Source organism: Nostocoides sp. F2B08 (assembly GCF_009184895.1).
Lineage (GTDB): Bacteria > Actinomycetota > Actinomycetes > Actinomycetales > Dermatophilaceae > F2B08.
In genome coordinates, this window is the sequence record NZ_WESE01000009.1 from 39,021 (window position 1) to 53,485 (window position 14,465).

The 14,465-nt window shown below is 70.4% G+C and carries 7 protein-coding genes; 3 read left to right on the forward strand and 4 right to left on the reverse strand.

Annotated elements, in window-relative coordinates:
* Window positions 1–7: 7 nt before the first annotated feature.
* Window positions 8–829, reverse strand: a complete 822-nt coding sequence (locus tag GA707_RS16685; protein ID WP_152179588.1) for an MBL fold metallo-hydrolase — start codon at window positions 827–829, stop codon at window positions 8–10.
* Between the two features lie 97 nt (window positions 830–926).
* Here GA707_RS16685 and GA707_RS16690 point away from each other — a divergent pair, with 97 nt between their 5' ends.
* Window positions 927–4,670 carry an adenylate/guanylate cyclase domain-containing protein gene (locus GA707_RS16690; protein ID WP_152179589.1) on the forward strand — a complete coding sequence of 1,248 codons (3,744 nt, stop codon included), beginning with the start codon at window positions 927–929 and terminating at the stop codon, window positions 4,668–4,670.
* Between the two features lie 48 nt (window positions 4,671–4,718).
* Here GA707_RS16690 and GA707_RS16695 read toward each other — a convergent pair whose 3' ends face one another.
* Entirely contained in the window at window positions 4,719–5,993 is a 1,275-nt protein-coding gene (locus GA707_RS16695) for a hypothetical protein (protein ID WP_152179590.1), read from the reverse strand.
* A gap of 267 nt (window positions 5,994–6,260) precedes the next feature.
* Here GA707_RS16695 and GA707_RS16700 point away from each other — a divergent pair, with 267 nt between their 5' ends.
* Entirely contained in the window at window positions 6,261–7,910 is a 1,650-nt protein-coding gene (locus GA707_RS16700; RefSeq protein ID WP_152179591.1) for an MFS transporter, read from the forward strand.
* Between the two features lie 19 nt (window positions 7,911–7,929).
* Here the strand turns inward: GA707_RS16700 and GA707_RS16705 are convergent, their stop codons facing one another.
* Both GA707_RS16705 and secA read right to left on the reverse strand, forming a co-directional pair.
* Window positions 7,930–10,089: an HNH endonuclease signature motif containing protein gene (locus tag GA707_RS16705; RefSeq protein WP_152179592.1), complete on the reverse strand. Its 2,160-nt coding sequence runs from the start codon at window positions 10,087–10,089 to the stop codon at window positions 7,930–7,932.
* Between the two features lie 77 nt (window positions 10,090–10,166).
* Window positions 10,167–13,133, reverse strand: coding sequence for a preprotein translocase subunit SecA (gene secA / locus GA707_RS16710; protein ID WP_152179593.1), 2,967 nt, complete (start codon window positions 13,131–13,133; stop codon window positions 10,167–10,169).
* A gap of 174 nt (window positions 13,134–13,307) precedes the next feature.
* Between secA and GA707_RS16715 the strand changes: the two genes are divergently transcribed.
* Window positions 13,308–14,447, forward strand: a complete 1,140-nt coding sequence (locus tag GA707_RS16715; RefSeq protein ID WP_193315385.1) for a GNAT family N-acetyltransferase — start codon at window positions 13,308–13,310, stop codon at window positions 14,445–14,447.
* The last annotated feature ends 18 nt before the right edge of the window (window positions 14,448–14,465 follow it).

Below are 14,465 nucleotides of genomic sequence, written 5' to 3' on the forward strand. Positions count from 1 at the left end.
GCGCCGCTCAGCGACGGCCGCCGACGTCGATCGTCATCCCCTCGTGCGCCGTCACCGCGAAGCCGTCCCGGCCGAACTCCGCACTGATCTCGTCGAGCGCGATGTCGGTGCGGGCGGGGCCGTGGTGGAACAGCACGAGGCTGCGGGCATGGACCTCGTCGGCGAGGGCCAGGGCCTCGTCGATGGTCGCGTGCCCGTAGTCAACGGCCCTGGGCCGTTCGTGGTCGAGGAACTGGGCATCGTGGACCAGGACGTCGACGCCGTGCATCGCCTCCCGCGCAGCAGCATCGACACCCGCCGCCGGGGCGTGGTCGGGAACATAGGCGATAGAGCCGGAGGCGTCGGAGACCCGGTAGCCGTAGGTCCGCCCGCCCTTGTGCGAGACCTCGAACGGCAGGACACCGAAGCCCTCAGCCGTGAAGGCCTCGGTCTCGACCGCGGTGAAGGACCAGTCGCCCTTGAGCCCCTCCGGGGTGATCGGGAAGGACGGCGGCGACATGAAGCGGGCGACGAGGTCGCGGCCGTTAAGTCCACCGTCCGCCGGCACGAAGACGTCGGCCCGCGCGTCGGGGCGGTCGCCCGCGGCGAAGAACGGGATGCCCTGCACGTGATCCCAGTGCAGGTGGCTGATCAGGATCGACCCCGTGAAAGCGTTGGGCGCGAGCAGCGGGGTGAGCATCCGGAGGCCGGTGCCGGCATCGAGGATCAGCTGCGGCTCGCTCGCCGAGTCGGTCGAAACGGCCACGCACGAGGTGTGGCCGCCATAGCGGACGAACTCCGCTCCGGGTGCCGGGGTGGACCCCCGGACTCCGAGAAAGGTGAGCCGCATCCTTGATCCTCCACCCTGAGCGAAGAACTCCGCCTGTCATCTCTCGACCTGTGGAAGTCTAGGGGTCAGACCCCTGCGAGAAGGCTGATTGGACACCATGACCGATCTGCGCCGGCACGTTCCACCGCTGACGCTCACCTGGGATGACGAATGCCCCGGTGCCCTGTGGCGGGTGGTGGACGGCACCCTGGTCTTCGCCGACGTCTCCGGCTTCACCGCCCTGACGGAGAAGCTCTCGCGCCGCGGTCGAATCGGCGCCGAGGAGATCGTCGAGACCCTCAACCGCGTCTTCGGGCCGATGCTGCGGATCGCCGCCGCGCGTGGGGGTGAGCTGCTCAAGTTCGGCGGGGACGCGCTCCTCTTCCTCTTCCGCGGTGACGACCACCCCGAGCAGGCCTGCGACGCCGCCGTCGAGATGCGCTCCGCCCTGCGGGCCGCGGCCGCCGTCCCCACCTCAGTGGGACGGCTGTCCCTGTCGATGTCGGTCGGCGTGCACTCCGGCGACATCCACCTCTTCCTCGTCGGCGCACCCACCCGCGAGCTGCTCATCCTCGGCCCCGGCGCGACGGCGACGGCCGACGCGGAGAAGGCGGCCGACGCGGGGCAGATCGTGGTCAGCCCGGCCACCGCATACCGGATCGGCTCGAACGCGACCCGCGACCGGGGCGACGGACAGCTCCTGCTGCGCCGCCGGGTCGCGCACACCGACCCACCGGGCGCGACGCCGCTGCCCGCCGCCGACCCGACGCTCCTGCGCACGCTGTTCCCGCATGCCCTCGGCGACTACCTCGCGCCGGCGATCCCCGACCCCGAGCACCGGCTGTCCTGCATCGCCTTCATCCGGTTCTCCGGCACGGACGCCCTCCTCGCCGGACCGGGACCCGACGTCCTCGCCGCGTGCCTGCACCGCACCGTCAGCCTGGTCGAGGAGGCCCTCGAGCCCGAGGGAGTCAGCCTGCTCGCGACGGACCTGGACAGCGACGGCGGCAAGTTCTTCCTCGGCTCGGGCATCCCCACCGCCTTCGAGGACAACGAGGGCCGGATGCTGCGTGCCCTGAAACGCATCGCCGACGCGGACAGTCCCCTGCCGCTGCAGCTCGGCACCAACCGCGGGCACGTCTTCGCTGCCGAGGTCGGCATCCCCGAGCGCGGCGCCTACACCGGCATGGGCGACACGACCAACACCGCTGCGCGCATCATGGCCAAGGCACCCCCCGGGTGCCTCTACGCGCACCCGGCCGTCCTCGAGCACTCGCGCACCCTGTTCGCCGTGACGCCGGCCGGGCCGTTCCCGATGAAGGGCAAGGCCGTCCCGCTGCTCGTCTACGACGTCGGCGAGGAGATCGGCACCCGGGACGAGTCCGCGCCCGGGTCCCGGCTGCCGTTCCTCGGGCGCGACGAGGAGCTCGCGACCGCGACCGCCGAGCTGACGCACGCGCTCGGCGGTGCCGGAGGCGTCGTCACCATCGCCGGCGGCACCGGCATGGGCAAGTCCCGCTTCGTCCGCGAGGTGCTCGACACGATCGACCGGGACCACCTCATCGTCCTGCGCGCCGAGCCCTACGGCTCCGCCAGCGCCTATCGGATGCTCCGCGACCCGCTGCGCACCCTGCTCGGGATCGAGCGGGGCGACCCCGAGTCGATGGGCCGGGCGCTGCGGGCAGGGCTGGACCGGGTCGCGCCGGACCTGCTCCCCTGGGCGCCGCTCCTCGCCGACGTCGCCCAGGTGGACGTGCCATCCACGCCCGAGGTCGACGAGCTCGACCCCCGGTACCGGCCGGACCGGCTCGCCGACGCGGTGATCCGGCTCCTCGAGACGGCGATGCCGGGACGGGTGGTCATCGCCGTCGAGGAGGCGCACTGGGCGGATGCCGCCTCAGCGGCACTGCTCGTGCGGATCGCCGCGGCCGTCGTCGAGCGGCCGTGGGCGGTCGTCGCCATCCGCCGCAGCGAGGACGGCGGCTTCGACCCCGACGGCGGCGTGCGCATCGACCTCCACCCTCTTTCCGACGACGTGATCGAACGCCTCGTCATCGCCGCGACCGAGGCCACCCCGCTGCGGCCGCAGGAGATCGCCGCCGTCGTCGGTCGGGCGGAGGGCAACCCGCTGTTCGTCGACGAGGTCACCCGGGTGGCGGTCGGGGCGGGCTCTCTTGACAGCTTGCCCGAGTCGGTCGGGGCGGCGCTGCTCACGCAGATCGACGCGCTCCTCCCCCACCACCGCCGGATCCTGCGCTACTGCGCTGTCCTCGGCCGCAGCTTCCGCACCGAGATCCTGCGGCTCGTCCTCGAGGCCGACGGTATCGACCTCACCGACCGCGACCTCGGTGACCTGTCGGCGTTCCTCGAGGCCGACGGTGATGTGCGCATGCGGTTCCGCAACAGCCTTGTCCGCGACGCGGCCTACGAGGGTCTCGCCTACCGGATCCGCGCCCGCCTGCACCGCACCGCCGCCGAGACTCTCGAGCGGATCAGCACCGACCTCGACGCCGACGCCCCCACTCTGGCGCTGCACTTCTGGCGCGCCGGCGATTCCGAGCGCACGTGGACCTATGCGCGCCGGGCGGGTGCCGAGGCGCGGCGGGCCTACGCGAACGTCGACGCCGCCGAGCTGTACGAGCGGGCCATCGAGGTCAGCCGCCGGGTCGACGGGGTCACCGATGCCGACCGCGCCCAGCTGTATGCGCTGCTCGGCGAGCTCCGTGAGCTCGCCGGAGTGCTCGACGGCTCGATCGAGGCGTACCGTCGGGCCGCCGCGCTGACGGCGGACCCGGTGGGGCGTGCGCTGGTGCTGGCCAAGCGGGCGCGGGTGCACCAGCGCGCAGGCGCACCGCGGACCGCGTTGCGGGTCGTGACCCAGGCGCGGCGGCTGCTCGACGGAGCCGACGGCGCCGAGGCGGCTGCGGTGATGGTGCGGCTGGACAACCTCATCGCCCTGATCCGACTCGGGCAGGAGAAGGCGCGCGAGGCCCAGCAGTGGGCTACCAGGGCCGCCGAGGGCGCCCGCCGGATCGACGATCTCGACAACCTCGGCTCGGCCCTGCTGGCCAGCGGCCACGCGCTGTGGCAGCTCGGGCTGCCCGGACCCGGCGACCGGATCCAGGAGGCGCTCGAGATCTACGAACAGTGCGCGGACCTGCACGGACAGGCCGTGGCGAGGACGAACCTCGGCGTGCTGGCGTTCGGAGCAGGACGGTGGAGTGAGGCGCTGGACTGGTATCGCTCGAGCCGCGACGTGGCGCTGCGCGCCGGTATGGACTTCCAGGCGGCCGAGGCGGACCTCAACATCGCCGAGATCCTCATCCACCAGGGCGATCTCGACGAGGCCGAGGAGGTGTTGCGGGGAGCCGTCCGCGTGCTCCGGGCCTCTGGGATGCCGCTGGTCGCGCTGTTCGGTGACCTGCTCCTCGCGCGGCTCGTCCTGCGGCGTGGCGACCTCGAGGATGCAGACCGAACCGCAGCGCAGGTGGTCGAGCAGAGCACCGACCTCGGAAGCCCGCTCAACGCCGCGGAGGCGCTGCTCGTGCGTGCGCAGGTGGCGCTCGAACAAGGACAGGCCGTCGCAGCGCTCGGGCTCGTGGATGCGGCGGACGTCGCGGCCGGCGAGGAGGTCGTCGCCGTGGCGGCCCAAGCCCAGCTCGTGCGGGGCGGTGCGCTGCTGCGTCTCGGTCGACGCGACGAGGCATTGGTCGCCATCGACGCGGGGCTCGAGTCGGCGCGCGCCCAGGAGCTGCTCTACGAGGAGGCCCGGCTGCTCGAGGTGCGCGCCGCCCTCGTGGACGGAAGCCCGGACGAGGCTCGAGCTCACGAGCTGCTCGCGGAGATGGGCGTCCGGGCTTGACCCGGACGCCCATCCGCGAACCCCGCCTCTGAGTCGTGGGCGGCTCGGCTACTTCAGGCTCATCCTCGCGTCACCGATGAGGTAGATCAGGTCGGTCAGTCCGACGTCGTAGCCGTCGGCTCCGACGGACTTCTCGACCGACCCCGACCGGTCCCCGATGCAGGCGAACTGGGTGCCGTCGGTGCGGAGGTCACCCGTGACATCCGGGATCATGTCCAGCGCCTCGAGTGCAGCGACGTCAGCCGGGTTCGGGTTCGCGCCGAGGCCTACCAAGGCCCCCGTGCCGTCGAAGAGGAAGTCCGGACAGTAGGGCATCTCGATCTCGTTGGGGGGAACCGACTCCTCGAAGTCGATGAGGGCCTGCGGGAGTTCGGAACCAGGCGTCAGAGCCGGCCATCCCACCGTGTCCCACGGGACCTCGAAGATGAACTGGGCGTTCGGGTTGACGTCCAGCGGCTTGATGAACCAGACCTTCGCGTCCTCGTCCCCGGTCAGTCGGATGCCGAATGGATCGCATCCGGCACTCGACACGTCACCCAGATACGTGACCTTGACGCCGGCGTCGTTGGTGAACGTGTCACCGGCCTGTCCGTCGGCGCAGAAGACTGCATCCGCCTCCGAGGCCAGGGCGAACTGCGCACCGCGAAGGCTGAAGCTCCCCGAGTCTGCGGTGAGGCGGATCTCGGTGAAGGCGCCGGTGTAGGTGGGAGTGGGGATCTGGCTCCCCGGCTTACCGCCGTTCCAGCTGACGGGGCTCCCATCCACGACGGTTCCGTCGGATCGGACGAGGTCGACGGAGACGGCCCCGGACTTGGAGTTGCGGAACGCCGCGATGGTGACCGTGGTGGCGACCAGGTCTCCGAACTCGTCGACCGCATCCTGGCCGAGACGAAGCACGAGGGTCTCGTCGCCGATGAACGAGTCGGCGTCGACCCGGAAGCACTGCGCCGCGTTGTCCGCGCCGTTGCCCTCCGCGTCGAACTCATAGACCCCGATGTCTCCGTTGCGGAAACCAGCCGTGCCAGCCGCGCCGCCGACGCGACCCTCGAGAGTCAGTAGGTCCGGTTGACCCGGGTCCTGGATGATCTGACACTGCGTCTTCTCGCGGAACGTCTGGGTCTGCCCGGCCCACTCGACGATGCCGGCGCTCGACGTCGTGCGCAAGGTAAGCGTCCCGGCTGAGGCAGTCGCCGCCGGCGCCGCGGAGACGGTGGAGCTCAGCGAGGCTTGTCCCGGCATCGCTCCGATCATCGGAAGTGACGACCCGACCAGCGCGGTCACTGCCGCGAGGACCAGGAGGCCGGAGGACTTGAGAGTTCGCATGATCGACTCCACACATGGGGGAAACCGGTTGGAGTCAGCACGCTCCAACGGTCGTGACTCACGCCACAAAGGTGCTCAGAATTATGCCGCACGACGACGGACCAAACCATAGAAGAAGCAAAGGAATGGTCAAGAGGACTAGGGCAGTTGCCCGGGGAGGCTCCCCGGGACGCTTGTCGGGCCAGTACTTTCACCTGAGGTGAGTCACACGGAGCCCAGCTGCGGACGGTAGTTTGACGAGCCCTGGCTCGTGGGCGGAGGAAGAGCATGCAGGCGACCGCGACCGACGGGCGCTCTGGTCTGGGCGCCCGGATCCGCCGCGCGCTGCTCGCCTATGGAATCACCGCGTTCGTCGAGTTCGCCACGTGGCTCGCCATCCTCCTCGTCGCCTATCGCGAGGGCGGGCCGGTGTATGTCGGGATCGCTTCGGTCGTCATGCTTGTGCCGGCGATCGTGTTGATTCCGTTCGTCGCGGGCGTCGGAGACCGGATGCGCCGCAGCCGCGCTCTCGCGCTCACCCATGTCACGATCGCGGTGACCTCGGCGCTGACCGGCCTCATGCTCGTCCTCGACGTCTCGTTCTGGGCGATGCTCGTTGTCGCGACACTCCTCAACATCGCGGTGGGCGTGGCACGTCCGATGCACTTCGCCATGCTTCCCCTACTGGCTCGCCGCCCCGGTGACGTCGTCTCTGCCAATGCGCTGTCCTCGACCCTCGACGGCGTCGCGCTCCTCGTCGGCTATGTGCTGGCCGGCGTCCTCACCGACTACCTCGGCGCCTGGACCGTCCTCATGCTGTGCGCTGCGCTTGCGGTTTGTGCGGCACTGCTCACCGGCAGTCTCCGCACTCCGGTGGCGCATCTGGGCGAGGAGGATGTGCCCAGTCGGATCCTCGAGGCGCTCGGCGGCTTCATCTCCCTGAGGCGCAGCGCGGGCGCGATCACCCTGCTGCTGATGATCGCTGTCATGTCGGTCGTCGAGGGCGCGAACGACACCTTGACAATCACCTTCAACGACCAGGTTCTGGGGCTGACCGAGTCGACCGCGGGCATCATGGCCGGCGCGTACGGTCTGGGGCTGGCGATCGGTGGGGTCGTCATCGCCACCGTCGCCCGCCGTCGGCGGCTCGCGCCGATCATCGTCGGCGGTGCGCTACTGATGGGGCTGGCCCAGGCCGCCATCTCGCTGCTCGGCTCACTGGCCCCCACCGTGATCGTGCTGACCCTCATCGGCGTGGGCATCTCGATGATCATCGTCTCCGCCCGGACCCTTCTCCAGCGCAGCACCGACGATGCGGTTCTCGCCCGCGTCATGGGGGTTCAGGAAGGCGTCGAACTCCTCGGCCTGACGCTCGGAGCCGTCGTCGGCCCGCTGCTCGTCGAGGTCATGGGTGCCAGGCAGGCGTTCCTGCCGCTCGGAGCCCTCGTCGCACTGTTCGGACTCCTGTCGTATGCCGCGATCCACGGCCTCGACTCCCGCAGCGTCCCCCGGGAAGAGGAGATCACCCTCCTGCGGCGCGTTCCCTTCCTCAGCGCCCTGCAGCCGTACGAGCTCGAGCGCCTTGCGCAGCGGTCGGACTGGGTCGACGTATCCCCGGGCACGGCGGTCATCACCCAGGGCGAGGTCGGGGACTGCTTCTACGTCGTGGACTCGGGCGAGCTGTCCGTCACCGTCGACGGTTCGGTGCGGCACCACAGGATGACGCCCGGCGACGGTTTCGGCGAGATCGCGCTGCTGCACGAGGTGCCGAGGACCGCGACCATACGGGCTCTGAGCGGGTCCCGGTTGCTCCGCATCTCCGCGGAGGACTTCCTGTCCACTGTTGTCCCGAATGCTTCGGGGGTCCGCCTCGCCCGCACGCTGGCCGATGCGCGTCGGCGTGACGACGAATGGGAGAAGAACAGGGCCGCCACCTGAGCGGACACCAAGACAGCACCTAGAAAGGTGGCCGGTCATCGGCCGGCCCGGCCTCGCTCGTATCCATCAGCGGGGCATCGCCTAAGTCACCGTGCTGACCGACATACTCGTCAGCCAGCTCGACCGCCACGGCCGTGCCCTCGACGTACGGGTGCAGATCCATGTAACCGCACCGCGACCCAGCCCGCCGAACCGTCGGCTCAACGACGGGGCACCGCTCGGGCCGATCCTCGAACGGGTTCGGCTGACGCCGCGAGTGGCGGCGTAGCTCCCGAAGCTCCCGCGCCACGGCCCCCACCGAGTGCTCTGCCCTCACGCCGGCGACGGCCTCCGCCGGGCTCTCGAGCCACGGCCGGCGCTCGGGCACCGCGCCTGTCGGTGGTGGGGCGCCCCCGACCAGATCGTCTCGCTCGACCAACTCGTCGGCATGACGCAGTCGAGTGCTGCGAACTTCGTGAGACCCGAGGTGATCGACGGGCTCGGTGGCATGCACGTGACCGGCGGGGTCGGTCCAGGTCACCGTCGCGCCGTCACCGATGATCACGCGCCATCGCATGCGCTGCTTGACCCGATGATGTCGCCGACACAGGCACATGAGGTTGGCAGCCGAGGTCGGACCGCGTGGCCACGCTTGGACGTGGTCGATGTCGCAGGACCTCGGGGGAACGGTGCAGCCGGGGAAGCGGCAGCGTCCGTCACGGGCCCGGATCAGGCGTTTGAGCCGCTCGCCGGGTGTGTATGCCTCCGACCTCAGCGCGTCGTCAGGGTCGATGAGGGCCCCAGTCAGTGGGTGGCACTCTCGGAGGGGCGGACGACACCCTGCGGGTTCATCGGTCGGCGGCAGCGCCCACCGCGGAACCCAGGTCAGGGAGCCGCCCTGGGCTCCCGACACCGCGACGAAGCGGTCGACGTCTCGGGAGTCGGCGCTACCGACGGCGGCAGAGTGCGACAGGTCCGCGGCCGACGTGTCAACTGAGGGGTCTGACGGCGCAGCGCCACGAGCCTGCTCGCAGGAGGCGAACTCGTCAGAGCTCTCCTCTCCGGCGGGCCGCAGGCCTGAGGCACCGGCGCCAGATGCTGGGCCTTCGGCAGCCAGCTCGTCAGGCGATGGCTCGTCGGGCGATGGCTCGCCCGCTTCTGGGTGCGCCGCGCCAGGCACCGCCGAGCGGCTCCCCCGGCGCCGACTCCGCGACCGAGTGACGCGTCCAGCCATGGACTCGGCGCTCGCTCGTCGACGACGGCCGGAGGCCTCGGCGTCGGTAGCCTCCTCCTCGGTCGCAGCACCGTCGTCGTCGACCTCAGCGGCGGGGACCGTGAGACTGAGAACCGTTGTGACCGAGGCCTTGCCGTGGACGAGATCGAGGAGCGCATAGGCCCGGGCCATCTCGAGCGTGGGGTACGTGTCCTCGGTGCGGTACCGCCGAGCCAGGGCGTCCACAGCGGCCCACGCCGTGGCTGCCCGCTCGGACGCGAAGGTCCCGCCCCACTGGTCGGTGCCGGGCTCGCCGACCCACCGGCGGAGGCCGATCTTCTTGCGGGCGGCGGCGATGCGCCTACGGAGCAGCTCTGGTGCCATCTTGAAGAGCAGCTCGCGGGTGCGGCGCCGGAGCGCCGGACCGGAGCGGACCCCGAAGTCCTTGGCCAGCGCCTCGACCACCGCCCGTGCGATGTCGATCGGGGCATCCGCCAGCTCGGACGCGATGCACCGGGCCGAGTAGTCGTCGAGCAGGCCGGACAGCATCGCCTCGTGCAGCGCGGGGACTCGGACGACGCGGATCACGGCCTGGCTGACGAGCTCCTCCGCGAAACCAGGCGAACACCCGGTGGCGGCAGCCACCATGGACCCGGCATCGACACAGACCGTGCCGAGGCCGTTGACCTGCTCGGACACCACGCCATCGTCATCGACGACCTCGTCGATGGCCGCCAGCCGCACCATCGCAGCATCGCGGGCGGCCGAGAGGACCGTCATCGCCTTGCCGCACTCGGCGACCAGGGCCATCCACTCGGCAGCCGAGCGGTCGCCGGTCGGCACGGAGCACACGCCGATCGAGTCCTGCACCGACTTCAGGACTCCGAACGCGGCCTCCTCTGGGTCGGAGGAGTCGCCGTGCGCGGCATCGGGCGCGTCCGGGAGGACCACGTCCAGCACCCCTGCGTCGGCAGCTCCATCGCTCATGGAAAACACGCTAGAGCAGGGGTCTGACAGACCTACCCGACAGCGTCCTCAGCGACGAAGTCGCAGGTCAACGTACCTCAGCGGCCCGCCTTGGCACGCTCCTTGCCGTGGCACATCTTGAACTTCTTGCCTGAACCGCAAGGGCACGGCGCGTTCTTGCCCACGCCCTCCATCTGCTCCTCGGAGAGGTCCGCCTTGCCGCCGTGCAGCGCCGTCACGTCGCGCTCACTGACACCGCCGGTCTCGTCAGGCGCCGAGTAGTGCAGTCGCTCCTGACGCGGACCCGCCTGCAGCCCCGGCGCCCGGATCTCGACGTCCGGTGCCGCACCATCGGCCCCAGCCGCACCACCAGCACCAACAGCCCCAGCGCCGACACCGGCAGCGACCTTCTCGGGCTCGGCCTCCTCGCCGACGTGCTGAGCAGCCTCCCGCTCCGCGGCCGCGGCCTCCTCGGGCGGAGCACCGTCGGCCTTGGCCAGGCCGGCGAGCAGCGCGGCAGCGCTCTGCGGAGCCGCACCGACCGTGGCGGCCGGGGTCTCGGGCACGGCCACCTCGGCGTTGAAGACGAGCCGGACGGCCTCCTCCTTGACCGACTCGAGCATGGTGTTCCACATGTGGAACCCCTCGCGCTGGTATTCCACGAGCGGGTCGCGCTGGGCCATCGCCCGGAGGCCGATGCCCTCCTTGAGGTAGTCCATCTCGTAGAGGTGCTCGCGCCACTTGCGGTCCAGGACCGAGAGCATGACCCGCCGCTCGACCTGGCGCATCACGTCGGGTGTGAGGGTGCGCTCGCGCTCGTCGTATGCGTGGTGCGCGTCGGAGAGGATCTCCTCCCTCAGCGCATCGCGGCTGATCGAACCGCCACTCGCCTCGGCGATCTGCTCCTGGGTGACCGTGACTGGGTACAGGCTCTTGAGTGCCTGCCACAGCCGGTCGAGGTCCCAGTCCTCGGCGAAGCCCTCGGCCGTCTCGGCGTTGATGTAGCTCTCGATGACGTCGTTGACGAAGAACCGCATCTGCTCCTCGAGGTCCTCGCCCTCGAGGACCCGGCGGCGCTGCTCGTAGATGACGGTCCGCTGCCGGTTGAGCACGTCGTCGTACTTGAGGATGTTCTTGCGGATCTCGTAGTTCTGCGCCTCGACCTGGCTCTGCGCCGACGCGATCGAGCGGGAGACGACCTTGGACTCGAGGGCCTCCTCACCCAGACCCGACGTGGACATGACGCGGTCGACGATGCCGGCGTTGAAGCGGCGCATGAGGCTGTCCTGCAGGGACAGGTAGAACCGCGACTCTCCGGGGTCGCCCTGGCGGCCGGAGCGTCCGCGGAGCTGGTTGTCGATCCGGCGGGACTCGTGGCGCTCGGTGCCCAGCACATACAGTCCGCCGAGCTTGGTGACCTCGTCGTGCTCGGCGGCCACCGACGCCTCGGCTGCGGCGAGCGCGTCGTCCCAGGCCGCCTCGTAGTCCTCCGGCGTCTCGACCGGGTCGAGGCCGCGCTGCTTGAGCGTCGCGACGGCGGTGAACTCGGAGTTGCCGCCGAGCATGATGTCGGTGCCTCGACCGGCCATGTTGGTCGCGACGGTGACGGCGCCCTTGCGGCCGGCCTGGGCGACGATGGCGGCCTCCCGCTCGTGCTGCTTGGCGTTGAGGACCTCGTGCGGGACGCCGCGACGGCGCAGCTGTTCGGAGAGGTACTCGCTCTTCTCGACCGAGACGGTGCCGACGAGGATCGGCTGGCCGGTGGCGTGGCGCTCGACGATGTCCTCGACGACGGCCTTGTACTTGGCCTCCTCGGTCCGGTACACGAGGTCGGCCTGGTCGGCCCGGATCATGTCCTTGTTGGTCGGGATCGAGAGGACGCCCAGGTTGTAGATCGAGTTGAGCTCGGCGGCCTCGGTCTGGGCGGTTCCGGTCATGCCGGAGAGCTTGTCGTACATGCGGAAGTAGTTCTGGAGGGTGATCGTCGCGAGCGTCTGGTTCTCGTTCTTGATCTCGACGCCCTCTTTGGCCTCGATCGCCTGGTGCATGCCCTCGTTGTAGCGACGGCCCGCGAGCATGCGGCCGGTGTGCTCGTCGACGATGAGGATCTCGCCGTCGATGATCACGTAGTCCTTGTCCTTGTGGTAGAGCTCCTTGGCCCGCAGGGCGTTGTTGAGGTAGCCGATCAGCGGGGTGTTGGCCGACTCGTAGAGGTTGTCGATGCCGAGCCAGTCCTCGACCTTCTCGATGCCGGACTCGAGGACGCCGACGGTGCGCTTCTTCTCGTCGACCTCGTAGTCGCCCTGGCCGGACTCCTGCTCGCCGCGCTCGAGGCGCTGGACGAGCTTGGCGAACTCGACGTACCACTTCGTCGGCTGGTCGGCCGGGCCGGAGATGATCAGCGGCGTGCGGGCCTCGTCGATGAGGATCGAGTCGACCTCGTCGACGATGGCGAAGTTGTGGCCGCGCTGGACGAGCTCCGCCGGGCTCCACGCCATGTTGTCGCGCAGGTAGTCGAAGCCGAACTCGTTGTTCGTGCCGTAGGTGATGTCCTTGGCGTACTCCGCGCGGCGCTGCTCGGGGGTCATCCTCGCGAGGATGACGCCGGTCTCGAGGCCGAGGGCGCGGTGGATGCGGCCCATCAGCTCGGACTGGTAGGCGGCGAGGTAGTCGTTGACGGTGACGACGTGCACGCCCTTGCCGGTGAGCGCGTTGAGATAGCTCGGCAGGGTTGCGACGAGGGTCTTGCCCTCACCGGTCTTCATCTCGGCGACGTTGCCCATGTGCAGGGCCGCGCCGCCCATGATCTGGACGTCGAAGTGGCGCTTGTGGAGGGTGCGCTTGCTCGCCTCGCGGACCGCGGCGAAGGCCTCGGGGAGAAGCTTGTCGAGTGTTTCGCCGTCGGCGAGACGGGCCTTGAACTTGTCGGTCTCGCCGCGCAGCTCGGCGTCGGTCATCCGCTCGAAGTCGTCCTCGATGGCGTTGACCTGGGCGGCGACGCCCTCGAGCCGCTTGACCTGGCGACCCTCACCGGCGCGAAGCAACTTCTCGAACAGCTTGGGCACGAACTCACCTCTGGGGACGGCAATGCACGGAAACGGTCGGGGCGGCCACCGGGGGCCGACCAACCAAGGTTAGTCGACAGTGGCAAACGAGGTATGCGGGGCGCACGTTCCATGATCGGCCCACCCGCGCATACCCGCTGGTCCGAAGTCGGTGCAGAGTGGTTGAGTGAGCGCGTGACCGCGACCGACCCTTCGCCGGACTCGGCGACCGCCTCGTTCCCCGACTGTGTGCCCGTGCTGACCGACGGCCGCGTGGTGCTGCGCGCGCATGCCGATGCGGACGTGCCCCGGATGGTGGAGCAGTCCGTCGACCCCGAGTCGGTCCGTTGGACCACGGTGCCCTCTCCCTACACCGAGAAGGACGCCCTGACGTGGTTCGAGGGCATCCGGGCCGGCTGGGAGTCCACCAAGGGCCCCTTCCTGTGGGCGTTGACCGAGGGAACCGACACGCCTACCTACCTCGGGACGATCGACGTCCGCCCGCAGGCGGCCGGCATCGGCGTCATCGGCTTCGGCCTGCATCCAGAGGCGCGGGGGCGAGGACTGATGGCGGCCGCGCTGCGGCTCGCCACGCGCTGGTGGTGGGACCGGGGTGGCGTGCGGATGCACTGGCAGGCCAACCGCGGCAACTTCGCCTCGTGGCGGGTGGCGCACGCGTGCGGCTTCACGTACCACGGCGTCATCCCCGGCCACCTTGCGCACCGTGGCGAGGCCCTCGAGTCCTGGAACGCCAGCGTCGGCCGCGACGACGACGTCACCCGTCCGGCGACCCCGTGGTGGGAGCCGGTGCCGCTCGCCGGCGACGGCATCCGGCTGCGGCCATGGTGCGAGAGTGACGTCGACGCGGTCGAGCCGGGCGACTCCCCCTCCCACTTCATGCCGAGGGGCGCGGAGCCGACGAGGGACACCTTCGCACACTGGCTGCTGCGCAAGCGGGAACAGGCGGCCTTCGGGGACGCGACGCACTGGTGCATCGTCGACGCGCAGACCGACCGGGCACTCGGGAACGTCGTGCTCATCGACCGGGGCCAGGAGGAGGGCAGCGCCGAGGCGGGCTACTTCCTGTTCCCCTCCGCCCGGGGGCGCGGGGTGGCGAGCCAGGCGATGGAGCTGCTCACCGCATACGCGTTCCGGGCGCAGGCGGACGGCGGACGCGGCCTGCGGCGGCTGACCGCGCTCAGCGTCGGCGACAACGTCGCCAGCGCGCGGGTGCTCGAGCGCGCAGGCTTCACCGAGTGGGGCCGGGAGCCGCAGTTCTGTGCGCGCGCCGACGGGACCTACGACGACGCGCGCCACTGGGTGCGGCTGCCCTAGCCAAGCCCGACCCGTCGG